The organism is Rhizobium sp. TH2 (assembly GCF_024707525.1).
Taxonomy (GTDB): domain Bacteria; phylum Pseudomonadota; class Alphaproteobacteria; order Rhizobiales; family Rhizobiaceae; genus Rhizobium_E.
Genome location: NZ_CP062231.1, coordinates 1,003,555 through 1,025,805 on the forward strand (window position 1 = coordinate 1,003,555; position 22,251 = coordinate 1,025,805).

The 22,251-nt window shown below is 60.5% G+C and carries 21 protein-coding genes; 13 read left to right on the forward strand and 8 right to left on the reverse strand.

The genetic code is table 11. From position 1 onward, the window contains the following. Nucleotides 1–180: 180 nt before the first annotated feature. The 5 genes from IHQ71_RS05115 (at nucleotide 181) to IHQ71_RS05135 (ending at nucleotide 5,831) form a co-directional block, all read left to right on the forward strand. Nucleotides 181–1,596 carry a short-chain fatty acyl-CoA regulator family protein gene (locus tag IHQ71_RS05115; protein WP_258160879.1) on the forward strand — a complete coding sequence of 472 codons (1,416 nt, stop codon included), beginning with the start codon at nucleotides 181–183 and terminating at the stop codon, nucleotides 1,594–1,596. Between the two features lie 142 nt (nucleotides 1,597–1,738). Next, nucleotides 1,739–2,836, forward strand: coding sequence for a polyamine ABC transporter substrate-binding protein (locus tag IHQ71_RS05120; protein WP_258160880.1), 1,098 nt, complete (start codon nucleotides 1,739–1,741; stop codon nucleotides 2,834–2,836). Between the two features lie 108 nt (nucleotides 2,837–2,944). Continuing rightward, on the forward strand, nucleotides 2,945–4,090 hold the full coding sequence (locus IHQ71_RS05125; RefSeq protein ID WP_258160881.1) for an ABC transporter ATP-binding protein: 1,146 nt from the start codon (nucleotides 2,945–2,947) through the stop codon (nucleotides 4,088–4,090). Nucleotides 4,091–4,102: 12 nt separating this feature from the next. Continuing rightward, complete coding sequence (locus IHQ71_RS05130) at nucleotides 4,103–5,005, forward strand: ABC transporter permease subunit (protein WP_258160882.1); 903 nt, start codon at nucleotides 4,103–4,105, stop codon at nucleotides 5,003–5,005. Between the two features lie 10 nt (nucleotides 5,006–5,015). After that, the gene (locus IHQ71_RS05135) at nucleotides 5,016–5,831 is read left to right on the forward strand and encodes an ABC transporter permease (RefSeq protein WP_258160883.1); all 816 of its coding nucleotides are present in this window, start codon (nucleotides 5,016–5,018) and stop codon (nucleotides 5,829–5,831) included. Nucleotides 5,832–5,840: 9 nt separating this feature from the next. Here IHQ71_RS05135 and IHQ71_RS05140 read toward each other — a convergent pair whose 3' ends face one another. Then, a complete protein-coding gene (locus tag IHQ71_RS05140) occupies nucleotides 5,841–6,092 on the reverse strand; it encodes a DUF6460 domain-containing protein (RefSeq protein WP_258160884.1) in 252 nt (83 codons plus the stop codon). Nucleotides 6,093–6,345: 253 nt separating this feature from the next. On the opposite strand from IHQ71_RS05140, the gene IHQ71_RS05145 reads away from it, so the two are divergent. After that, nucleotides 6,346–8,241 carry an acetoacetate--CoA ligase gene (locus tag IHQ71_RS05145; protein ID WP_374990002.1) on the forward strand — a complete coding sequence of 632 codons (1,896 nt, stop codon included), beginning with the start codon at nucleotides 6,346–6,348 and terminating at the stop codon, nucleotides 8,239–8,241. Nucleotides 8,242–8,285: 44 nt separating this feature from the next. Here IHQ71_RS05145 and IHQ71_RS05150 read toward each other — a convergent pair whose 3' ends face one another. From IHQ71_RS05150 to IHQ71_RS05160, 3 genes are all read right to left on the reverse strand, one after another. Next, entirely contained in the window at nucleotides 8,286–8,639 is a 354-nt protein-coding gene (locus IHQ71_RS05150; protein WP_258160886.1) for a cupin domain-containing protein, read from the reverse strand. Nucleotides 8,640–8,874: 235 nt separating this feature from the next. Then, a complete protein-coding gene (locus IHQ71_RS05155) occupies nucleotides 8,875–9,339 on the reverse strand; it encodes an SRPBCC domain-containing protein (protein ID WP_258160887.1) in 465 nt (154 codons plus the stop codon). After that, a complete protein-coding gene (locus IHQ71_RS05160) occupies nucleotides 9,336–9,761 on the reverse strand; it encodes a metalloregulator ArsR/SmtB family transcription factor (protein ID WP_308737919.1) in 426 nt (141 codons plus the stop codon). Before IHQ71_RS05160 ends, IHQ71_RS05155 begins: the two co-directional genes overlap by 4 nt. Before the next feature lie 62 nt (nucleotides 9,762–9,823). Here IHQ71_RS05160 and IHQ71_RS05165 point away from each other — a divergent pair, with 62 nt between their 5' ends. Genes IHQ71_RS05165 through IHQ71_RS05175 form a run of 3 tightly spaced genes read left to right on the forward strand, consistent with a single transcriptional unit; the run spans nucleotide 9,824 to nucleotide 13,484 of the window. Further along, nucleotides 9,824–11,203, forward strand: a complete 1,380-nt coding sequence (locus IHQ71_RS05165; protein WP_258160888.1) for an amidase family protein — start codon at nucleotides 9,824–9,826, stop codon at nucleotides 11,201–11,203. A 40-nt stretch (nucleotides 11,204–11,243) separates the two neighbouring features. Beyond that, nucleotides 11,244–12,044 (forward strand): SHOCT domain-containing protein, encoded by an 801-nt coding sequence (locus IHQ71_RS05170; protein ID WP_258160889.1) that lies wholly within the window; start codon nucleotides 11,244–11,246, stop codon nucleotides 12,042–12,044. A 21-nt stretch (nucleotides 12,045–12,065) separates the two neighbouring features. After that, entirely contained in the window at nucleotides 12,066–13,484 is a 1,419-nt protein-coding gene (locus tag IHQ71_RS05175) for an amidase (protein ID WP_258160890.1), read from the forward strand. A gap of 44 nt (nucleotides 13,485–13,528) precedes the next feature. Here the strand turns inward: IHQ71_RS05175 and IHQ71_RS05180 are convergent, their stop codons facing one another. From IHQ71_RS05180 to IHQ71_RS05195, 4 genes are read right to left on the reverse strand one after another with little or no spacing between them, the layout of a single operon-like run. Then, nucleotides 13,529–14,425 carry an SMP-30/gluconolactonase/LRE family protein gene (locus IHQ71_RS05180; RefSeq protein ID WP_258160891.1) on the reverse strand — a complete coding sequence of 299 codons (897 nt, stop codon included), beginning with the start codon at nucleotides 14,423–14,425 and terminating at the stop codon, nucleotides 13,529–13,531. A 1-nt stretch (nucleotide 14,426) separates the two neighbouring features. Further along, on the reverse strand, nucleotides 14,427–15,059 hold the full coding sequence (locus tag IHQ71_RS05185) for a 2-dehydro-3-deoxy-6-phosphogalactonate aldolase (RefSeq protein WP_258160892.1): 633 nt from the start codon (nucleotides 15,057–15,059) through the stop codon (nucleotides 14,427–14,429). After that, on the reverse strand, nucleotides 15,059–15,994 hold the full coding sequence (locus tag IHQ71_RS05190) for a 2-dehydro-3-deoxygalactonokinase (protein WP_258160893.1): 936 nt from the start codon (nucleotides 15,992–15,994) through the stop codon (nucleotides 15,059–15,061). The genes IHQ71_RS05185 and IHQ71_RS05190 overlap by 1 nt, the downstream gene beginning before the upstream one ends. Then, nucleotides 15,994–16,761 carry an SDR family NAD(P)-dependent oxidoreductase gene (locus tag IHQ71_RS05195; RefSeq protein ID WP_258160894.1) on the reverse strand — a complete coding sequence of 256 codons (768 nt, stop codon included), beginning with the start codon at nucleotides 16,759–16,761 and terminating at the stop codon, nucleotides 15,994–15,996. Before IHQ71_RS05195 ends, IHQ71_RS05190 begins: the two co-directional genes overlap by 1 nt. Nucleotides 16,762–17,240: 479 nt before the next feature. Here IHQ71_RS05195 and IHQ71_RS05200 point away from each other — a divergent pair, with 479 nt between their 5' ends. From IHQ71_RS05200 to IHQ71_RS05215, 4 genes are all read left to right on the forward strand, one after another. Next, entirely contained in the window at nucleotides 17,241–17,975 is a 735-nt protein-coding gene (locus IHQ71_RS05200; protein WP_374989958.1) for an autoinducer binding domain-containing protein, read from the forward strand. A gap of 935 nt (nucleotides 17,976–18,910) precedes the next feature. Further along, nucleotides 18,911–19,114 (forward strand): hypothetical protein, encoded by a 204-nt coding sequence (locus IHQ71_RS05205; protein ID WP_258160896.1) that lies wholly within the window; start codon nucleotides 18,911–18,913, stop codon nucleotides 19,112–19,114. A gap of 695 nt (nucleotides 19,115–19,809) precedes the next feature. Next, nucleotides 19,810–21,000, forward strand: coding sequence for an iron-sulfur cluster carrier protein ApbC (gene apbC / locus IHQ71_RS05210; protein ID WP_258160897.1), 1,191 nt, complete (start codon nucleotides 19,810–19,812; stop codon nucleotides 20,998–21,000). A gap of 233 nt (nucleotides 21,001–21,233) precedes the next feature. Then, the gene (locus IHQ71_RS05215) at nucleotides 21,234–22,214 is read left to right on the forward strand and encodes a magnesium transporter CorA family protein (RefSeq protein WP_258160898.1); all 981 of its coding nucleotides are present in this window, start codon (nucleotides 21,234–21,236) and stop codon (nucleotides 22,212–22,214) included. Nucleotides 22,215–22,251 lie beyond the last annotated feature (37 nt).

Genomic DNA, 22,251 nt, shown 5'->3' on the forward strand with positions numbered 1-22,251 from the left:
GCTATTCGCGTCAATTCGATATGACGAGATTTACATTGCATTGCGAAGAGACGCCATAGAGAGCCTGAAAATCTCGACAAAATTCGAGTAACCCTGTCTTGAATTTTACAGGATCGTCATGTAAATCTGTAAATCATGTAAATGTGTTAGCAGGATCGTTGTCTGTAAAGGATATTACAAATGGCTGAGGCCAAGATCTTCGCCGGTCCCCGTGTGCGCCGTCTCCGCAACGGTCTGGGTATCACCCAAACAGCGATGGCCGAGGGCCTCGGCATCTCGCCGTCCTATCTCAATCTCATCGAGCGCAATCAGCGGCCACTCACGGTCCAGCTCATCCTCAAGATGGCGTCGGTCTACAAGATCGACATCGAGGACTTGCAGGGCGAAACCGGTTCGGTCGCGAGCGAACTGCGACAGGTCTTCGCCGATCCGCTGCTGGCTGGCGAGGTGCCCGGCGGCGAGGAACTGGTGGAGGTCGCCGAAGCCGCACCCAATGCGGCCCAGGGCATGATCAAGCTGCACCGCGCCTATCGCGAGCAGGCGGCCCGGCTCTCCGATCTTGCCGGCCTGCTGGCGGAAGCCGGGCACGACCCCGCGCTGTCCGGCGCGCGACTTCCCATGGACGAGGTCCGCGACCGGCTGGAGAACCGCCCCAATTTCCATGCAGCGATCGAGGACGCGGCCGAAGCCTTCTATGCGCGCATCGGCGGGGGTGAGGATGTCGGGACGGTGCTGCGTGAATGGCTGCGCGCCGAGCACGGCATCGTCGTCCGCACGCTGCCCATCCATGCCATGCCCAATCTCCGGCGCCGCTACGACCGCCATTCGATGCGGCTTTTTCTATCCGAGCGACTCTATCCGCACGACCAGTTGCGGGAGATCGCCCAGGAGGCCTGCCAGATCGCGCTCCGTGACGAGATATCGGCCGCTCTAGATGCGCTTGGCCTGTCCACCAACGAAGCCAGGCGCATCGCGCGCTTCGAGCTTGCCCGCTATGCCGCGCTCGCGGTGATGATGCCGTATGGTGCCTTCATCACCGCCGCCCGGCGTGCACGTTATGATGTCGGCATTCTCTGCGCGCGCTTCCGCGTCTCATTCGAGCAGGCGGCAAGCCGGCTCACCAGCATGGGTCGGCCCGATGCGCAGGGCATTCCCTTCTTCACCATGGAGATCGACATCGCGGGCAATCGCATCCGGCGCTCGGGCGCGGCAGGCTTTCCACAAGCGGCCTTCGGCGGGCAATGTCCCAAGCTCAATATCCATGCGGCGTTTGCCGCGCCGGGCCAAGTCTTGCCGGAGATTGTCGAGATGCCGGGTGGCGCGCGTTACCTCACCATCGCCCGTACGCTGGAAGGCCCGATCGCCGGTTTTGGTGAGCGTGTCCGCCGCACCGCGCTGCTTCTGGCTTGCGAGCAATCCCATGCCGCGGAGACTGCCTATGCCGAAGCGCTGCCCGGCGGCCCGCCGCTGGCGGTGGGGCCAGCCTGTCGGCTCTGCGAGCGGCCCGGTTGTCTCGCGCGCGCCGAACCGCCGGTCACAAGGCCGCTAGGTCTTGACGAGATGGTTGCAGGCATGAGTGTCTTCGATTTCCAGTGAAGGCGACGGGCCGACCACACCCTTGTAACGATTTGCAACTTTTTAGTTGTCGGGCGCTCCAATCCTTTCTAATCTGTTTCTCAGAGTGGGACTCCGGACATAGATCAAAAGCAATTCAAGGCCGGGAAAACAGGAGAATATCATGAAGAAACAGCTATTTGGGCTGGCCGCAGGCGTGGCAGCAGCGCTTCTGCTCGCCTCTGCATCGACCGCACAGGAGAAGGTGGTCAACGTCTACAACTGGTCTGATTACATCGACAACGCCATCCTCGAAGACTTTACCAAGGAGACCGGTATCAAGGTCGTCTACGACGTCTTCGATTCCAATGAAATCCTCGAGACCAAGCTGCTCGCGGGCGGTTCGGGCTATGATGTCGTGGTGCCGACCGGTCCGTTCCTGGCGCGCCAGATCCAGGCCGGCGTTTTCCAGAAGCTCGACAAGTCCAAGCTGCCGAACCTCGCCAACATGTGGCCGCAGGTTTCCGAGCGCCTGGCCAAGTATGATCCGGGCAACGAATATGCCGTCAATTACATGTGGGGCACGTCGGGCATCGGCTACAACGTCGCCAAGGTGAAGGCAGCGCTCGGCGATGTGCCGATCGACAGCTGGGATGTGCTGTTCAAGCCGGAAAACGCCGAGAAGCTGAAGGCCTGCGGCATCAATATCCTCGATGCGCCGGATGAGACATTTGCCATCGCCATGAACTACATCGGCAAGAATCCCGACAGCAAGGAAACGGCCGATATCGAAGCCGGCGGCGAGGTCTATCAGAAGATCCGTCCCTTCGTGCGCACGTTCAACTCGTCGGCCTATATCGATGAACTCGCCAATGGCGATGCATGCATCACGCTCGGCTGGTCGGGCGATGTGTTGCAGGCCAAGAGCCGTGCCGAGGAGGCCAAGAACGGCGTCGAAATCAACTATATTATCCCCAAGGAGGGGACCTATATGTGGTTCGACAACCTCGCGATTCCCGCAGACGCCAAGAATGTCGAAGAGGCGCATGCCTTTATCAATTACCTGATGAAGCCCGAGGTTATCGCCAAGGCATCGAACTACGTTCAATATGCCAACGGCAACCTCGCCTCGCAGAAGTTCATCGACAAATCGGTGCTGGATAATCCCGCGGTCTACCCGTCGGAGGAAACCACCAAGAAGCTGTTCACGATCTCGCCTTATGGGCCAAAGGAATCGCGCGTGCTGAACCGGCTCTGGACCACGATCAAGACCGGCAGCTGATACAAGACAAAGAGGGGCGGCTTTTGCCGCCCTTTCTTTTTCCGGCTGTCGCCGGCAATCAACAATGCGACGATCAATCAAGATTTGCGAATATGGGGCGCAGGCGAAATGGCGAAGTCACTCGGACCGGTCAAACGTAAATTCATGCCGTGGACCGACCCAAACTCGGTACCCTTCATCCGGTTCGAGAAGATCACCAAGCGCTTCGGCGATTTCGTCGCGGTCAACGACCTCACCCTTGATATCTACGAGAAGGAGTTCTTCTCGTTGCTCGGTCCTTCCGGCTGCGGCAAGACCACGCTGATGCGCATGCTGGCGGGCTTCGAGGAGCCGACCGAGGGCCGCATCCTGCTGCAGGGCAAGGATATTTCAGGCGTGCCGCCCTACAAGCGGCCGACCAACATGATGTTCCAGTCCTACGCACTCTTCCCGCATATGACAGTCGAGAAGAACGTCGCCTTCGGCCTCGAGCAGGATAAGCTTCCCAAGAGCGAGATCGATGGCCGGGTTCAGGAAATGCTGAAACTCGTCAAGCTCGATCAGTTCGCCAAGCGCAAGCCCAGCCAGCTCTCCGGGGGCCAGCGCCAGCGCGTCGCCCTTGCCCGCTCGCTCGCCAAACGACCGAAAGTGTTGCTGCTCGATGAGCCGCTCGGCGCGCTCGACCGCAAGCTCCGCGAGGAGACCCAGTTCGAACTCATGGATATCCAGCACACGCTGGGCCTGACCTTCCTCATCGTCACCCACGACCAGGAGGAAGCAATGACCGTCTCCGACCGCATCGCGGTCATGGACAAGGGCATCATCATGCAGATCGCCACGCCCGCCGAGATCTATGAGGCGCCGAATTCGCGCTATGTGGCCGACTTCATCGGCGATATCAACATCTTCGAGGCGAGGGTGACCGGCAAGGAAGGTTCGCTGGTCACGATCGATTCCGAAGGACTCTCGGTGCGGATAGATCAACCCGAATGCCCGGCGGTCGCGGGCAATGAAGTGGCCTTTGCCATCCGCCCGGAAAAGGTGCGGATTTCGCTCGATGCCCCGGCCGATCCTGGCTTCAACAGCGTCAACGGCGAAGTCTTCGACATCGGCTATCTCGGCGACTTCTCGGTGTTCCTCGTCAAGATGGCAGACGGCCGTGTCATGCGCGCCGCACAGGCCAACGTCTCGCGCCTCGTCGACCGGCCCATCACCTTCGGCGACAAAGTCTGGCTGACCTGGCCGGCCGATGCCGGCATCGTGCTGACGCGTTGAGGGGGCAAGTCCATGGCAACCAATCTCGACACGCGCAAGAACCCGGCCAGATGGCTGATCGTCATCGTGCCCTATTTCTGGCTGGCACTCTTTTTCCTGGCCCCTTTCTTCATCGTCCTGAAGATTTCGTTCTCGGACCTTGCGATTTCGATGCCGCCCTATACGCCCCAGTTCACGGGCTTCGCGAATATTGGCCAGTTCTTCTCGCAACTTGATTTCGAGAACTATTTCTTTCTCGGCACCGATGCGCTCTATGTCAGCGCCTATCTGAATTCCCTGCGCATAGCGGTGATCTCTACGCTGTTGCTGCTGCTGATCGGATATCCGATCGCACTTGCCATGGCGCGCGCGCCGGCCACCATCCGCCCGACGTTGCTGATGCTGGTGATCCTGCCGTTCTGGACATCGTTCCTGATCCGCGTCTATGCATGGATCGGCATTCTGAAGCCCGAAGGCCTGCTGACCGTGATGTTCCAGTCGATCGGCATCCTGGGACCGGATGAACAGGTCAACATTTTTCGCACCGACTATGCGGTCTTCATCGGCATCGTCTATTCCTATCTCCCTTTCATGATCCTGCCGCTTTATGCGTCGCTGGAAAAGATGGATGGCTCGCTGCTCGAGGCCGCGAGCGATCTTGGCTGTCCGCCATGGAAGACGTTCTGGAAGGTAACCTTCCCGTTGTCGCTCCCGGGCGTCATCGCCGGCTCCATGATTTGCTTCATCCCGATCACCGGCGAGTTCGTCATCCCCGACCTGCTCGGCGGTGCCGATACCTTGATGATCGGCAAGACGCTCTGGACGGAATTCTCCGCGAACCGTGACTGGCCGCTGGCGTCAGCCGTGGCGGTGCTCTTGCTTCTGATTCTGGTCGTGCCGATCATGATCTTCCAGAACCAGCAGCAGAAAGCGTGAGGAGAGAGCCATGAAATCTTCACGCTTCGACCCGATCGTCCTGACCCTGGGCTTCCTGTTCCTCTACATCCCGATCCTGCTGCTCGTCATCTTCTCGTTCAATGCCTCAAAGCTCGTCACTGTCTGGGGCGGTTTCTCGACACACTGGTATGTCGCCATGTGGAATAACCAGGGGCTGATGGACGCGGCCTGGATCACCATCCGCGTCGCACTCCTCAGTGCCACCATTGCCACTGTCCTTGGCACGCTTGCCGCGTTGGCCTTGACGCGCTTCATGCGCTTCCCGGGCCGCATGTTGTTCTCGGGCATGATCTACGCGCCGATCGTCATGCCGGAGGTGATCACCGGCCTCTCGATGCTGTTGCTCTTCGTCGCCGTCGGCATGGACCGCGGTTTCTGGACGGTGACGATCGCGCTGACGACATTCAGCATGTGTTATGTTGCGATCGTCGTGCAATCCCGGCTCGTGACGTTCGACATGAGCCTCGAGGAAGCGGCACTCGATCTCGGATGCCCGCCGGTCAAGACCTTCTTCAAGATCACCCTGCCGCTGATCTTTCCCGCCGTCATCGCCGGCTGGATGCTGGCTTTCACGCTGTCGCTCGACGATCTCGTGATCGCTAACTTCACCACGGGACCGGGTGCCACGACGCTGCCGATCAAGATCTACAGCCAGGTGCGACTCGGCGTGACGCCGGAGATCAACGCAATCAGCACTATCCTCATCGCCTTCGTGACGTCTGGCGTGATCATTGCGTCCCTGATGACAAAACGCGCGGAAGTGCAGCGCCAGCGCGACGAGCGCGCGGCGATGGCGTTGCCTTGAAAAAAGCTGCTATTCGTCGCTCGAACGCGGTGGCAGGAAGAGATAGGCGAAGAACCAGACCGGCAGGATGATCACCGCGCCGAGCAGCACATTGGGGATCGCCCATGCGATGAAGCGGGCGAGGTATTCCCACGCTTCGAGCGGGGTCAGGCCGATCGACGTCAGGATTTTCTCCGCCGATAGCCCGAACAGATTCATCAGCGCGCCCGCGATCAGCGATGCGAGCAGAAGCTTCAGCAGGCCTGTGACGAATTGGTTCAAGGCAGTCCCCGGGTCATTCCAGAGAATTTTATCGAATATTGGTAAACAATTGGCTGATGCCGAAGGCGTCGCCTGACAGGTCGCCGTTTCTCTGCCATCCCATGCCGCGTTCGGGCTTGCGATTTCCCTCGATCCGCGTTCTGTTGCAATGCAGCGAACGAGTTGCTATGCCGCCAGCATCACCGTGGAGGGTCGTATGGGAGAGAATGCACCGCTTTGGGCGCCGACGGATGTCGAGATCGCATCGAGCCCGATGACCAAGTTCCGCGCATTCTGCGCGATCAGGAACGCGGTCGACCTGCCGGATCATGACGCCTTCCATGCGTGGTCGATCGATGCGCGCGGCGCCTTCTGGTCGGCGGTCTGGGATTTCTGTCAGGTGCGCGGGAGCAAGGGCGCACGCGATCTCATCCACGGCGACATCATGCTGGACGCCCGCTTCTTCCCGGATGCCCAGCTGAATTTCGCCGAGAACCTGCTGATCAAGCATGGCGATGGTGACGCGCTGATCTTTCGCGGCGAGGACAAGGTCAGCTACCGCTGGTCCTGGGACCAGCTCCATTCCACGGTTTCCAAGCTACAGCAAGCTTTCCGCGCGATGGGTCTCGGCAAGGGTGATCGCATCGCCGCGATGATGCCGAACATGCCCGAAACCATCGCCTGCATGCTGGCGACCGCCTCGCTCGGCGCGATCTGGTCGTCATGCTCGCCCGATTTCGGCGAACAGGGCGTGCTCGACCGGTTCGGCCAGATCGAGCCGAAGCTGTTTATCACCTGCGATGCCTATTGGTATAACGGCAAGCTGCAGGACGTGGCCGACAAAGTTCGCCATGTTGCGCCGAACCTCGGCTGTCCGGTGATGGTGGTGGGCTATGCCGGCGACGACCTGGCTCTGGCCGATTCGCTGCCCGACGGCCGGACCATGGACGCCGCAACCATTGCCTACGTCGCCAAGCCGGTGGAATACGAGCAACTGCCCTTCGCCCATCCGCTCTACATCCTGTTCTCCTCGGGCACGACCGGCGTGCCGAAATGCATCGTCCATTCCGCCGGCGGTACGCTGCTCCAGCATCTCAAGGAGCACCGCTTTCATTCGGGCGTCGGCGATGGCGACAAGCTGTTTTACTTCACCACCTGCGGCTGGATGATGTGGAACTGGCTGGCCTCGGGCCTGGCGAGCGGCGCGACGCTCTGCCTGTTCGATGGCTCGCCCTTTGCGCCCAATGGCAACGTGCTGTGGGACTATGCGGCCGAGGAGCGTTTCGCGATTTTCGGCACCTCGGCGAAATATATCGACGCGGTGCGCAAGGGTGGCATCGAGCCGCTCAAGACCCATGATCTCTCGGAGCTCCGCCTGATCACCTCGACCGGCTCGCCGCTGTCGCCGGAAGGCTTTTCCTTCGTCTACGAGGGCATCAAGCCGGATGTGCAGCTCGCCTCGATCTCCGGCGGCACCGATATCGTCTCCTGTTTCGTGCTCGGCAATCCGGTCCTTCCCGTATGGAAGGGCGAGATCCAGGGTCCGGGCCTCGGCCTCGCGGTTGATGTCTGGGACGACGAGGGCAGGCCGGTACGCGGCGAGAAGGGCGAACTGGTCTGCACCAAGGCCTTCCCGTCCATGCCGGTGGGCTTCTGGAACGACCCCGACGGTGCCAAGTACAAGGCGGCCTATTTCGAGCGCTTCGACAACATCTGGTGCCACGGCGATTTCGCCGAATGGACCGAGCATGGCGGCCTGATCATCCACGGCCGTTCGGACGCCACGCTCAATCCCGGCGGCGTCCGCATTGGCACGGCCGAAATCTACAATCAGGTCGAACAGCTCGATGAGGTGGCCGAAGCCATCTGCATCGGCCAGGATTGGGATGATGACGTGCGCGTCGTGCTCTTCGTGCGTCTCGCGCCGGGGCTTTCGCTCGACGGCGATCTGGAAAAGAAGATCAAGACGAAGATCCGCATCGGCGCCTCGCCTCGGCATGTGCCGGCCAAGGTCATCCAGGTCACTGACATCCCGCGCACCAAATCCGGCAAGATCGTCGAACTCGCTGTCCGCGAGGTCGTCCACGGTCGTCCGGTGAAGAACAAGGAAGCGCTGGCCAATCCTGAAGCGCTGGAGCTTTACGCCGGACTGGAGGCGTTGAAAAACTGATACTTTAAGACGGCGGCATCCGTGATCGGATGCCGCCTGAACCATCATTTCAATTTGATGGCAAAATGCTTGCGGATAGGCTCTTCGATCTTCCACGTGCCCTTGAAGCCAGGCTCGATCACGAAGGCGTCGCCGGGGCCGAGCACGACAGGCTTGCCGCCTTCGGCCGTGATCGTCACGCGGCCTTTCATCATGTGGACGAATTCGTATTCGTTATAGACGGCGTGATAGGTGCCCGGCGTGGCTTCCCAATAGCCCGAGATCATGCTGCCGTCTTCCGAAGTGTGCAGTACCCATGTCTTCATCGACGGTGAGCCCTCGACGACGGTCCAGCCTTCCATATCGGCGGTATCGGGTTCGGATGACGCCGGATCGGCGAGCTTTACAGCATATTCCATGGTTCCTCGCAAAGGTTGGCCCGGTATGTCCGGGCTGGCAGGTTGAAGACGGTGCCAGAAAGAAAAGCAAGCCCGTGCCGCCGCACATTCTCCCCTGGAGATGACAACCTAGTGATCCTCTCCGGCAGGTCTGTTCCATTTGCGAAGTTGCCGGACGGGCCGGGTGAAACACGCCGCCCGCACATGGCATTATAGCCCCGGACATGCCATTCCGGGGCTGGCACGTCGTGGAAAGTCAGATCATTGTTTCCAGCCGCGCGTAGCTGTCTTCCATTCCGTGCTCCATGCCACTCGCCAGCATCGCGGTGCGTGTCTCGCTGTTCGGCAGCGTCATCCGCATCGTCATCTTCGTGCCTGTGCCATCCGGCTCGAACCGCGTCTCGACATGGTTGTCCGGCGTCGGGTCGGGCAGGTGCATACGTTCCACATGCACGATCTTGCTGAACGGCACGAGTTCCACGAACTCGCCCGTCAGGTAGAATCCGTTGCCGTTGCCATCGGCCCATTCGTAGCGGATCTTGCCTCCGGGCTTCGCTTCGTTGATGCAGACGGGCATGGTCCAGCCCGGCGGGCCGAGCATCCATTTCTGCACCAGCGATGTCTCGGTATGGGCGCGGTAGACAGCCTCCGGCGGCGCCTTGAAGTTGCGGGTGACGATTACATGCGTGTCGCCTTCGGTCCTCAGTTCCAGCTTGCTCATGATTTCTCCTCTTTCGTGCTGGTTTGCATTTCGGCCAGCAGCGCGTCCAGCCGGTCGTAATTGGCGGTCAGTGCCTCGCGCAGCATGGCCAGCCATTGATCGATCTCGGAAAGCGCCTCCGGCACCAGCTTGCAGGGCCGCTTGGCACCTTCGGCGCGGCGCGTGATCAATCCGGCGCCTTCGAGCACGCGCAGGTGCTTGGAAATGGCGGGCTGGCTCATCGAAAAGGGCTCGGCCAGCTCCATGACGGTGTTCTCGCCCAGCGCCAACCGGGCAAGGATGGCCCGGCGCGTGGGGTCGCCAAGGGCGGAAAATGCGGCATCGAGTCTCGACATGTCGGACACCAAATTAATAACTGAAAAGTTATATAACTTAATGGTTATTGCATGGCAAGCGCTTTCGGCGGAATTTTTCAACATCATGTTTCCATTCCGCTTCCCGGCGCATAGCATTGGCGGATGGACACCGTTTGAAAGCCTGTGAAATGCCGGATTCCGCGCCCACCGCCACCGAATTGCTCACCAGGCTAGCCAGCGGCGTGACGTCGTCGGAAGCGACGGTTTCCCATCTCATCGAGCGTATCGAGGCGGATCCCGAACTCCGCGCATTCTCCGTCATCGATCGCCAACGCGCTCTGATCGACGCACGAAAAGCCGACGCAGCAAGACGAGCGGGCCAATCCCTGGGGCTACTCCACGGATTGCCGATCGCTGTGAAGGACAACATCGCGGTCGCTGGCCTGCCCAATACAGGCGGCACGCCGGCACTCGCGGATCACATGCCCGCTGTCGATGCGGATATCGTAACGCGCCTCAAGGGCGCCGGTGCCATCATCCTCGGCAAGAACACCATGCACGAATTCGCATGGGGCACGACGAGCATCAATCCTTTCTCGGGCACGCCGCGGAACCCGCATGACCGGACCCGCACATCGGGTGGTTCGAGCGGCGGGGCAGGGGCGGCCGTGGCGGCAAACCTGGTTCCCGTCGCCATCGGCACGGATACCGGCGGCTCGATCCGCATCCCGGCCTCCCTCTGCGGCGTCTGGGGTTTTCGCCCGACAACGGCCAAATGGTCCCAGCATGGCATCATCCCGATCTCATCGAGCAGGGACACCGCAGGACCGCTCGCACGTTCGGTCGAAGATATCGTGCTGCTGCACGAAGCCGTGACCGGCGAAATGACGCCTCTCGACTTCTCACCCAAAGGAAAACGCATCGGCATTCCCCGAAGCCATTTCTGGGAGTTCGTCCAGCCGGAGGTCGCGGCAATTTGCCGTGCCGCGCTCGAAAAATTCCGTAGTGCGGGCATGGAATTGGTGCCGGTGGATGTCACCGATATCGCGCGCCTGCACAACGACTCCAGCTTCACCGTCGCGAGCTACGAGGGCCGCGTGGATCTCATGAAGTATCTCGCGGATTTTGCCCCGCAGATCACATTCCGCGATGTGGTCGAACGGATCGCCAGCGATGATGTGAGAGACCTGATGCTTCCCCTGCTCGATTCCGGTGGACCACCCACATCCGACGCCTATCGCGCTGCCCTCGCGGTCCGGCAGCAACTGATCGCCGCCTATACCAGTCTCTTCACCGATAATCGCCTTGATGCCATCGCCTTCCCAACTTGCCTCATGCCGGCCTTCCCGCTGGGCGACGCATTCGCCGAACTGCCGCATGCCGGCCTCGTGCCCGTCTTCCCCGCAATGATCCACAATACCGGGCCGGGCTCGAATGCCGGCCTGCCGGGTATATCCGTGCCCATCGGCACGACTGTCGCGGGCCTGCCGGTCGGCTTGGCACTGGATGGTCCGTGCGGCGGAGACATCGGGCTGCTGCAACTCGCACGATTCACCGGTGTTCTATAACGTGATGATGCGTGCTACTTCTGACGAACAGGAGCCGAAGATGAGACAATTGACCGACGAAGGCGAGCGCGCCCTGAGCGAGATTGCCACCCGGCACGACGTCAGCACCGATGCCGCCCAGCATCTGCTGCTGGCGGTGGTTGCCGGCCATATGAGCCAGGCACAGTTCAATCATCCCGAACTCGGCGGCATGGGCCAGTGGTCGCAGGGCGGCATGATCATGGTCGGCGATATGTTCAACAACGGCCTGAAAGCCAAGGTCGATGCCCTGTGTACGGAACTCGCCGCCTTGGCGCGCGGCACCGATCTCTTCCGTCCGCTGCCGCCGCCGCAATTCCAGTCGCAGGTCCAGGGCAGCGGCGCGAGCCTGTTCGTGCCGGGTTTATTCGGCAACTGGTGGCCCGAGGGGCTGGGCCACGCGGCTTCGACCGGATCGCAGAACAATCTGCGCTATGCCTTTTTCCCAGAAACCCGCCGGCTGGCGATCGACCTCGGCGGCAAAGTCAAGATCTACGACACGCACGATCACCGGATCGGCGGCTTCTCCCAGCAGCAATCCGGCGATCAATCGCTGAGTTTCACATCGCAGCATGGGCTTATCGATCTCGCCTCGCTTGAGGAAGTCGATGCCGTCGCCGAGCATTCCGAGTCCCGGGACTTCGGCACGGTGCTGGCGGAGGCCTTCGCCGGCGACGCGCCATATGCCGAGCCGCCTCGAACCGCAAGCGCGGACGACGATATCATCAGCAAGATCGAAAAGCTCGCGGGCCTGCATGCGAAGGGAATCCTCACGGACGAGGAGTTCCAGTCCAAGAAGACCGACCTCCTGAGCCGGCTCTGACAAGGCATTCAGGAGTTCGCATTGGATACGATTACAGCCCTATCAGCCACCGAACTGTCGGCGTCCATCCACAGCAGACGGCTCTCGTGCAGCCAGGTCATGGAGGCATTTCTCGCCCGCATCGCCGAGGTCAATCCCCGCATCAATGCCGTCGTCAGCCTGCGCGATGTCGATGAACTGATGCGTGAAGCGACTGCCGCCGATCGCGAACTGGATGACGGCCGCTCGCGCGGCTTCCTGCACGGCATGCCTTTCGCCATCAAGGATCTCTCGGAAGCCAAGGGCATCCGCTGCACCTACGGTTCAGCCATCACAAGCGATTTCGTCCCGGATTTCGACGACATCCACGTCGCGCGCATCCGCGCAGCCGGAGCGATCATCATCGGCAAAACCAATGTTCCCGAAAAGGGGCTGGGTTCGCACACCTACAATCCCGTCTTCGGCATCACACGCAATCCGTACGACCTTACGAAGAGCGCCGGCGGATCGAGCGGCGGCGCGGCGGCGGCACTCGCGGCCCGCATGCTGCCCTTGGCCGATGGCAGCGACATGATGGGCTCGCTCCGCAATCCCGCCGCCTTCAACAATGTCATCGGTTTCCGGCCGACCTATGGGCGGATCGCCTCGCTGGAGACCGAACTCTATCTCGGGCAGCTATCGACCAATGGGCCGATGGGCCGGACGGTTGCCGATGTCGCGGCACTTCTCGATATCCAGTCCGGTTATGATTTCCGCGACCCGATGTCCCTTCCCAAGGTGGATTTCTCGCGCATCAAGCCGCTGAATGCCAAGGGCCTGCGCATTGGTTGGCTCGCTGATTATGACGGCTATCTATCCTTCGAATCGGGCGTGCTCGCACTATGCGAAGTTTCGCTGGAGACGTTTAGAACGCTCGGCGCCGAGGTGGAGACTGTCAATCCGGGCTTCGATATGGACCGCCTGTGGCACGGCTGGAAGACGATGCGCCACTTCCTCGTCTCGAACGGAAACGCGTCCGACTATGCCGATCCCGCAAAACGCGCCTTGATGAAGCCGGAACTGATCTGGGAGATCGAGAACGGGCAGGACCTGACGGCTCGGGAAGTCCACGCCGCCTCGATGATCCGCAGCGACTGGTATCGCCACACTCTCACGCTATTCGAGCGCTACGATTTCCTCATCCTGCCCTCGGTGCAGGTCTTTCCGTTCGATGCCGACATCCACTGGCCGGTCGAAATCTCCGGCCGGGCCATGGACACCTATCATCGGTGGATGGAAGTGGTGATCGGCCCAAGCATGGCCGGCTTGCCGGTCGCGGCCATGCCCGCCGGTTTCAGTGAAACGGGACTTCCAGCCGGCATCCAGATTGTCGGCCCGCCGCGCGCCGATCGCAGGGTGCTGGAAATGGCAGCGGCCTATGAGCAAGCCACGGATTGGCTCGCGCGTGCGCCCGAAATCTAATAGCTCTCGCGCGCTTGACCCCGCTCAGGCTCCTGAATTCCAAATCAAATCTTGTAGGCGGCGTCGAACACGCCCTTGACCGGCACCCCCAGTTCGTAGGTGTAGCCGGCCTGCGGGTCGGCCTTCAGGTCCTCTTCGTCAAGGTCTTCACGGGCAGTCGTTACCAGCAGCCGGTCGGCGCTTTTGCCGATGAAGGCCGGGCAGGTGGCCTGCTTCGGGGGCAGCTTGTAGCGCTCGGTGATGCGGCCATCGGTCGAATAATGGTGCACCTCGCCGACACCCCAGCGTGCGTTCCAGATCGTGCCATCCGCCGCGCAGACCGAACCGTCGATGCCGCCGTCCTCCCAGCGTCCATCATAGAAGACCTCCGGCTTGCCGGTCGGCAGGCCTGTCGCGGGATCGACGGCAACCTTCATGTAGAGGTTTTCCATCGTATCGACGTAATAGCCGATCGCGCCATCGGGCGAAAAACAGATGCCGTTGGGGATCGAGATATCGGTGACAACAGGTGTCACCTTGCCTGACGCCACATGGTAGATCGTGCCAGCGCCCTTGCGGTGCGCGTCGCCGGTCTTGGTCATCGTGCCATACCAGAGCGCGCCGGAGCGGTGGCAGCGCCCGTCATTGGAGCGCATATGCTCGATGCCGTTTTCGATCGGCGTCACCAGTTCCAGCGCCCCGGTCGCGATGTCGCGGACATGCAGGCCGTGCTCGGAGGCGATCATCTGCCTCCGCTCGTCGATCCGGGCCAGCACGCTTGCCATGAAGGGCAGGGCGTGCACGGTCTTCTTAGCCGTCGTCAGGTTCAGTTCATGCAGTTCGCGGTTGCCGATCGAGAACCACCAGGCAGTATCCGTCGCCGGATCATAGGTCGGACCCTCGCCGTGATAGGTGTTGAAGCTGTCGAGTGCGCGGCCGGGATAGGGTTGCAGCTCTGTCATGTCAGGCTCCGAATGCTTGGTCATAGGCGGCGATGGTGGCCCGCGCGCGCTTGCTCACCTCGTTCGCCGACATGCCTGGTTTGTAGATGCTGGAGCCGAGGCCAAATGCCTTGATGCCGCCTTTGGCATAGTCGGCAAAATTCTCGTCCGACACGCCGCCCACCGCCGCAATCATCAGGTCGGCCGGCAGTACGGCCCTTATGGCATTGATGCCGGAAACGCCCAGCGCGCTTGCCGGGAAGAACTTGAGGCCGGTGGCACCCGCGCGGGCAGCAGCCAGTGCCTCCGTTGGCGTGAACACGCCGGGCAACGTCACCATGCCTTTCGATACGGCGTGAGACAGTACCGGCACATCGACATTCGGGCTGACGAACAGCCTGCCTCCGGCCTGTTCCAGTCGATCGACGTCCTCTGATGTGAGCACGGTACCGGCGCCGATCAACGCATCCGCCGGCGCCATTTTCGCGGCGATCTCGATCGACTTGAACGGCTCGGGAGAATTCAGCGGGATTTCGATCGCCCGCAGGCCAGCTTCGAGCAGCGCCTCGATGATCGCCGGTGTTTCCTCGGGCTTCAGCCCGCGCAGGATTGCGACAAGCGGGTATTTCATCGGTGGAAATGGTATGCGGGACATCAGTTGCCGGATCCTTCGTCGCTTGGCCAGATTTCGCGCGCGGCCTGGGAGAGGCCGCGGCGCACCGCCTCGTCTGCATCGATTGTCGTGGATTTCAGTCCGAGCCTGTGGAATGCCGCCTCGTAGAGGCCGCGCAGCTTGCCCGATGCGACCAGGATGACCGGCGTGTCCTTCGGCGCGGATTTCAGCGCGCCGGCAAGCTCCAGCCCGATCATCATGCCCGACAGCGTGGCTTCCGCATCTGTCGGCGACAGCGAGAACAATAGCCCGCGTGCGCGGATCGAGAACAGCCGGTTGGTCGCCAGTTCCGGCTCCTTATGGGCGATATGAAGCGCCGACAGGAACGCGGGATGGCCGCCATCAAAGCCTGCTGCATCTTTGACGGCATGCTGCAGGATGGATTGCTTCGTGATGACGTCGAACAGTTCGCCGGTCATGAAAGTCGAGAAGCCCAGCACTTCGTGGCGCACCACGCGCACCCATTTCGAGTGCGTGCCCGGCATGGCGATCAGGCAGTCGCTGTTCTTCATGCTCTCGGCACAGCCGAGCAACTGTGTTTCCTCGCCGCGCATCACGTCGGCGGCGTTGATATCGCGCTGGGCAAGCCCGGGCAGGATGCGGATATCGCGGCTCACGCCGGGAACGCTGACAGCCTTGCTTGAAATGTCGGAAAGCCTAGCCGGCACATCGATATAGCCCGCCTCGACCCAGCCCTGCTTGGCGCCCACCATGCCGCACATGATGACCGGCGTATCGGCCGACGCGCCGACCTCGGCAAGATGTTTGTCCAGCACGGCGGAGAAACCGGTCTCCCGCGCCGTGGTCATACCCTCGCGCGAGCGGCTTTCGCCGAGGATCGCGCCATCGTCACCGATCAGCCAGAGGCGGAAACTGGTCGTGCCCCAATCGACTGCGGCATAGCGTGGGTTGGGCATCAGGCAACGCCTCCGTCGACAATCATGGATTGGGCGGTCATCGCGCGCGAACAGTCCGAAGCCAGGAAGAGGCACGGTCCCACCATGTCCTCGGCGACCAGCGAGAATTTCAGCGCTTGCCGCGTAAGATGCGCCTTCGCATCGGCGTCGCTGACCCAGAGCTTCTTCTGCCGCTCGGTCAGCACCATGCCGGGAAGAAGCGCGTTGACCCGGATGTTCTCGCGTCCGAGCCGGCCGGCCAGTCCCTTGGTAAGCCCTATAATGCCAGCCTTCGCCGTCACGTAGGCCGGGAAATCCGGGAGGTTCATCATGTAGGCGATGGAGGAGAAATTGATGATCGAGCCGCCGCCCGTCGCGCGCATGAACGGCAGCACAGCCTGCGTCACGAACATCACCGGCCGGAGATTGATGTCCTGGCTCTTCTGCCAGTATTCCTCGGTGATATCGTCGATATCCCGGCGGTCGTCCCAGGCGGCATTGTTGACGAGTATACGGATGCCGCCGAGCGCCTCGCCGGCAGACGTGACGGCAGCTCGTATTGCCGCGATATCAGTGAGATCGGCATGCAGGAACAGCGGCTTGTGCATGGCACCGGACAGCGCATCGACCACGGCATTGCCTGCCGTCTCGTCGATGTCGATGAAGGCGACTTTCGCGCCCTGCGCAGCAAAGCCTTCGACCAGCGCGGCACCAATTCCGGAGCCGCCCCCTGTGATCAACACGCCTGCATTCTCGAGATCTTTGAATATTGCACTGGGCAAACGCATTCCGGCCGAAACTCCTCCCACCCGCCGTTGATATATGCCGGAAGCGCCATGCAGGAAACCCCTCTTTTAAAAAATCATACTTTTCGTCCTCAAATGGATTTTACATGCTTTTTGTTCGCGTGAAGTGACAAGTTGAGATAATAATGATCCGGGGTGCGATGCCGCGGTGTCCTGTACTTGCGGATTGTCAATCGAACGCTGGCGAATCAACCGAATGTCTGCCATGACACCCCGGGCGACGGGGCTGTCGGGGGTAGAAAATATAGAGAGCTAGCTGTTTGATTGGGATGTCTTTGGCATCCCATAAAAGAATTACTCGAACAATTGCGACGGTGAATTGTTCTCCGTATAGAAATCGTCTTTGACGGGCACGTTGCAAACCCATCAATAAGATGTCCGATGCGTTGAGATACACATCCACCGCGTGAGGTCAATCATGCCGCAGAGTATATTTGCCTGGCGTGATCAGTAAGATGGTAATGGAAAACGAACGGGACACACGTCAGGTAGACCATGAGGGCTTGTTGAAAGAGATTTCAACTTTGTCCACGCAGTTCGATATGTTCCGGTTTCTCAAAAAAGTGACGGATTTGTTCGGTATGCGGGCCTTTATGGTCATGCGCATCCCGGGTGCCACGACCCAGGCCTTGCAGACGGCATCCATCATATCGAGCTGGCCGGCCGAACTGCTTTCAAAATTCGATCAGGCCGGGTTCATCGTCAATTCTCCCATGGTTGCCCGGCTCAGGAAGTCCACGCTGCCATTCACGGTCGATCTCGATCAGGAGATGCAAAGCGGCGACAGCAGGGCTCTTGCGATCTTCGAGCTTTTCAATCAGTTCAGAATGCCGCGATCGGCCTTCTTTCCGGTCAGCGAGCCGAGCGGGGAGAGGGGCGTCGTCAGCCTGTTCGGCGACCGGCCGCCGCTCGACGGGCAGGAAATGCTCGAGCTCCTGATGATTTCGACGCATGTCTTCGACAAGTTGCACGAGATCGGTCGCAAGGACGTCAAGCCGACTGACGCGCTGACTGATCGCGAGATCGACTGTCTCAACTGGACCGCCGCCGGCAAGACGAGCGCGGAAATATCGGAGATCCTCGGCCTCTCCGAACATACGGTCAATCATTACCTCAATCGCGCCACGCGCAAGCTCGACACGGTCAACCGCGCCCAGGCGGTGGCCAAGGCGTTGCGGACCGGCATTATCAGCTGACTGACTGTCGGTGAGGGCCGGCAATGCGCGTCCGGCGTGATCACGTTGCCTAGCGTCCTTCAGGGCTAGACGGAAGGGCTCTAAAAGCGTCAGGACAAAGTCACCCTCGTATTGCAGAGCTTATTGAGCTTGTAGTTGCCATCCGTGATATCGATCAGCGTCTCGTCTCCGCGTCAGATAGATCCGGCAGCCAAGTGTATGCGCCCAATGCGTCGAACATTTGAATCTTGGCCATGCGCTGTCTCCTCTGTTATTCTTCCCGGCCCTGGGTGAGGAGGCAGGTTACGCCTTGACCAATTCCGTGACAAGCAACACTTGGAAGTAGAAATAGCCAGATTGGTAAAATATCGTAGGAAAGACGCGGTGATAATATATCGGAAATAAGCGCCAAAGTAGAAACTATACGTGAGATTGCGGATTCGTATTTATTGATAAAAGTAAATCATACGGCCGTACTTAAACGGATAACCAGTGTTGGGGTGCGCCCGCCAGGCGGCAGATCTGCGTTTGAAGCGTCATTCGTACCGGTCAGGAGGAGGCGACATGTCCGTCACAAAAAGAGCATCGTGGGCGCCTGAGATATGAAAAGTTGCGAAAATAAGAAACCCCTAAAATTTTAGGGTAAAATCACGATTTATTTTGCCTTCTAACCCAAACGGGGGATATGATTTCCCCCATACACGTATAGCGTGACTTCTCGGACGAAGTTTTGCGTTATGTCCTGTAAATTCTGGCAGGTGTACCCCACTCCCTTGCGCAACTCGCGACATCGGAGACGCCCGCTGGTAGAACCCGCCCGCAGCCCTGCCGGGCGGGTTACTTTCTTCAGCGATGAGCGCACCCTGCAGCCATGCCGTCCGGCTTGCCGTGTCGGCGGCAGCATGGAACCGACGCCGCGCCGCAGCGTTCCGTCCTCCCAACTGGAGGACTTCAAAATGCCCAACATTCCAAACCCGAATACTATTCCGGCCATCACGCCGAGCGACTTCGCCAAGAACGACATCCCCGCCGAGACAGACGATCTTCAGCCGGGCCAGCGAAATCCCGGCCATCCGACCGAAAATCCAGGTTCGGATGCGGAAGCCGAGCCGCGCAGGACGGGCGGGTCGGCCAATGATCCGCATGGCGGCAGACAATGATGTTGTGGGGCGGTTTCGGAATGGAGCCATTCGGTCAGTCCCACGCTCCGTCATTTGGTAGGAAACGTACAGTTCAGGGCGTTCCTCTTTTTGACTCTTGTGGTGAGCGCGCGGTGGGCTAGACTCATGATGCTTCGCCCCTAAGTCGAGGACTCTGTGACGCCCGGGCGGCAGGCGGAGCCGCCCCTCATTTTTGCGCAGTTCCTTTCGTTACAGCGTGTATCGGGTCTAGCAGTTAAACTAAGGGCAAGTAGGCGGTTTCAGATCGCCGCAAATTGGCTTTTGCCGCCAGACTTCAGAGTTTAGTCAACAGCCGGCACTCGGACATCTTTGTCAAAAGGCTGGCGGCCGTTTTTATCTTCCTGCGTTTGCCTAATTGTTGCGCATCGCCGAAAATTTAGACAGCAGATCGCTTTGATCCGCCAAACATCTTGCCCGTTTTCCTGCATTCTCCGCTCAAGTATACCTTTTGCGACTTGGCACGCTTCCTGCTTCCTATATTTCAGGTCCAGAGGGGACCATAATCGCGGCCGCAAAGACCGCATCAGAGCAGCCGCCTTCCGATCATTCCTCCTCCCATGATCACGGAAGGCGGCGCTTTCTTTTCCCAAGCATTGAAAACTTGTCGCTTGCCTGTTGGCTTGTGCACCGCTGTCGCCTATCTAACCCCCAGGATAACTGCGGGATATGAGAGAATGGCTGACGTCACCAGCAATGATGTGCTCGAACGGCTGAAGGCCGTGCGCGGACCTGACATGGAAGGCAACATCGTTGACCTGGGAATGGTCTCCGATGTCTTCATCTCCGACGGCAAGGCCTATTTCTCGATCACCGTGCCGGCCGAGCGCGCCAAGGAACTCGAGCCGCTGCGCCAGGCCGCCGAGCGCGTCGTCAAGGAAATGCCCGGCATGAAGGGCGCATTCGCAGCACTCACCGCCGACAAGCGCGCTGGTTCCAGCCAGCCAGCCTCGCGGCCCGCACCTGCGCCTGCACAAGCAGGACATAGTCATGCCGGCCATTCGCACGCCGGCCACAGCCACGGCCACGCCCCGCGGGCGCCCGCTGCACCGGCACCGAAGCCGGGCATTCCTGGCGTTAAACACATCATCGCCGTCGCGTCGGGTAAGGGCGGCGTGGGCAAATCCACCACCGCGGTCAATATCGCGCTCGGCCTCCAGGCGCTCGGCCTCAGGATCGGCATTCTCGATGCTGATATCTATGGCCCCTCCGTCCCGCGCCTGATGAACATCTCCGGCCGGCCGCAGCAGATCGATGGCAAGCTGATCAAGCCGATGGAAAATTACGGCCTGCGCACCATGTCGATGGGCTATCTCGTCGATGAAGGCACCGCCATGATCTGGCGCGGGCCGATGATCCAGTCCGCCCTCTTGCAGATGTTGCGCGAGGTCGCCTGGGGCGATCTCGACGTACTGGTCGTCGATATGCCGCCCGGCACCGGCGATGCGCAGCTCACGATGGCCCAGCAGGTGCCGCTCTCCGGCGCTGTGATCGTCTCGACGCCGCAGGATCTGGCGCTGATTGATGCGCGCAAGGGCATCGCGATGTTCCAGAAGGTGGAAGTGCCGCTGCTCGGCGTCGTCGAGAACATGAGCCACTTCGTCTGCCCGACCTGCGGTACCACCCACGATATCTTCGGCCATGGCGGCGCGCGCGCCGAAGCCGAAAAACTCGGCGTTGCTTTCCTCGGCGAAGTGCCGCTCGCCATGACCATCCGCGAGAATTCCGATTCCGGCACGCCGGTCACGGTCTCGGCTCCCGATGGCCCGCATGCCAGGGTCTATCGCGACATCGCGGCCAAGGTCTGGAGCCAGCTCTCCGGGGAAGGTGCTGTCGCGCGCACGGCCCCGGCGATCGTGTTCGAATAGGTCTCCCAATCTCCCCGGTTCCAGTGGCCGCTGCCGCTCCGGTTTCCCCGATGTCAAGCATATGGGGCCTGTTGCAGTGCATTATTCTTTTCTTGATTCTTCGCTTGAGATGGGCAATACCACCGCCCACGCCGCGCTCCTTGCGCGGCCCAAGGACTGCGCGCGAGTTCCCGCAACGGGATAGAACGGTTTGAGCAGGGGCGCATGATCAATCCCTTCGGAGCAATCAATACATGATGACGGCCTACCGTTCGAACGGTGAGTCCGTGGTCCTCACGGTGGACAAGCCGTGGGATGCGCTTCCGCCTGATGTGATCTGGCTCGACATGAGTTTCCCGACCAAGGAAGAGGACATCTACGCCGAGCGCCTGACGGGCATCGAAGTGCCGACCCGCGAGGACCTGCGCGACATCGAGCCTTCGAGCCGGCTCTATGTCGACGAGCATGCGGTCTATCTGACCGGCTCGCTGCTCTGCTATGCCGATACGCCGCGCCCGGTGCTGGCCGACGTTGCCTTCGTACTGACGCCCAATTGCCTCGTCACCGTGCGCTACGACGATCCGCGCGCCTTCAAGCTCTTCGCCACAGCGCTCTGCCGCGTGCCGGGCGGGATCGGTTCGGCTCATTTGGCGCTTCTCAAGCTGATGGAGACGATCACGGACCGCACGGCCGAGATTCTCGAACATGCCGAGTTGCATGGCGACGAACTGCTTCAGAAGATCTTCGGTGAGAATGGCGAACAGAACCGCAAGCGTCCCCCGAGAGCACTGGAAAAACTGTTGGGTGGTATCGCCGGCCACCACAGGCTGGTCTCCAAGGCGCGCGGCAGCCTGGCTTCGCTTTCGAGGCTGATGACTTTCCTCTACACCGTCGATGCGGTGCAGTCCGACCACAATGCCAAGGAACTCGCCCGCTCGATCTCGCGCGACATCCAGTCGCTGTCCGAGCATGCCAACTTCATTTCCGGCAACATCACGTTCCTTCTCGATGCGTCGCTCGGTCTGATCAATGTGGAACAGAACGGCATCATCAAGATTTTCTCGATCGCGTCCGTGGTTCTCCTTCCCCCGACTTTGGTCGCATCGATCTATGGTATGAACTTCAAGTATATGCCGGAACTCGAATGGGTATCGGGCTATCCTTCTTCTCTGCTCCTGATGATCGTCTCCGCGATCATTCCGTATTTTTTCTTTCGCTGGAAGGGCTGGCTGTGAGTCAGGCATTGCATCATGGCTGAACAGGCGGGACATT

Excerpts from the sequence above, each read along its gene's own strand:
- IHQ71_RS05170 (WP_258160889.1), top strand. The coding sequence starts at position 11,244 with ATGAGACAATTGACCGACGAAGGCGAGCGCGCCCTGAGCGAGATTGCC.
- IHQ71_RS05190 (WP_258160893.1), bottom strand. The coding sequence starts at position 15,994 with ATGCCCAACCCACGCTATGCCGCAGTCGATTGGGGCACGACCAGTTTC.
- IHQ71_RS05195 (WP_258160894.1), bottom strand. The coding sequence starts at position 16,761 with ATGCGTTTGCCCAGTGCAATATTCAAAGATCTCGAGAATGCAGGCGTG.
- IHQ71_RS05160 (WP_308737919.1), bottom strand. The coding sequence starts at position 9,761 with ATGATGTTGAAAAATTCCGCCGAAAGCGCTTGCCATGCAATAACCATT.
- IHQ71_RS05125 (WP_258160881.1), top strand. The coding sequence starts at position 2,945 with ATGGCGAAGTCACTCGGACCGGTCAAACGTAAATTCATGCCGTGGACC.
- IHQ71_RS05120 (WP_258160880.1), top strand. The coding sequence starts at position 1,739 with ATGAAGAAACAGCTATTTGGGCTGGCCGCAGGCGTGGCAGCAGCGCTT.
- IHQ71_RS05205 (WP_258160896.1), top strand. The coding sequence starts at position 18,911 with ATGCCCAACATTCCAAACCCGAATACTATTCCGGCCATCACGCCGAGC.
- IHQ71_RS05185 (WP_258160892.1), bottom strand. The coding sequence starts at position 15,059 with ATGTCCCGCATACCATTTCCACCGATGAAATACCCGCTTGTCGCAATC.
- IHQ71_RS05155 (WP_258160887.1), bottom strand. The coding sequence starts at position 9,339 with ATGAGCAAGCTGGAACTGAGGACCGAAGGCGACACGCATGTAATCGTC.
- IHQ71_RS05145 (WP_374990002.1), top strand. The coding sequence starts at position 6,346 with ATGACCAAGTTCCGCGCATTCTGCGCGATCAGGAACGCGGTCGACCTG.
- IHQ71_RS05200 (WP_374989958.1), top strand. The coding sequence starts at position 17,241 with ATGGAAAACGAACGGGACACACGTCAGGTAGACCATGAGGGCTTGTTG.
- IHQ71_RS05180 (WP_258160891.1), bottom strand. The coding sequence starts at position 14,425 with ATGACAGAGCTGCAACCCTATCCCGGCCGCGCACTCGACAGCTTCAAC.
- IHQ71_RS05115 (WP_258160879.1), top strand. The coding sequence starts at position 181 with ATGGCTGAGGCCAAGATCTTCGCCGGTCCCCGTGTGCGCCGTCTCCGC.
- IHQ71_RS05150 (WP_258160886.1), bottom strand. The coding sequence starts at position 8,639 with ATGGAATATGCTGTAAAGCTCGCCGATCCGGCGTCATCCGAACCCGAT.
- IHQ71_RS05165 (WP_258160888.1), top strand. The coding sequence starts at position 9,824 with ATGCCGGATTCCGCGCCCACCGCCACCGAATTGCTCACCAGGCTAGCC.
- apbC (WP_258160897.1), top strand. The coding sequence starts at position 19,810 with ATGGCTGACGTCACCAGCAATGATGTGCTCGAACGGCTGAAGGCCGTG.
- IHQ71_RS05130 (WP_258160882.1), top strand. The coding sequence starts at position 4,103 with ATGGCAACCAATCTCGACACGCGCAAGAACCCGGCCAGATGGCTGATC.
- IHQ71_RS05215 (WP_258160898.1), top strand. The coding sequence starts at position 21,234 with ATGATGACGGCCTACCGTTCGAACGGTGAGTCCGTGGTCCTCACGGTG.
- IHQ71_RS05135 (WP_258160883.1), top strand. The coding sequence starts at position 5,016 with ATGAAATCTTCACGCTTCGACCCGATCGTCCTGACCCTGGGCTTCCTG.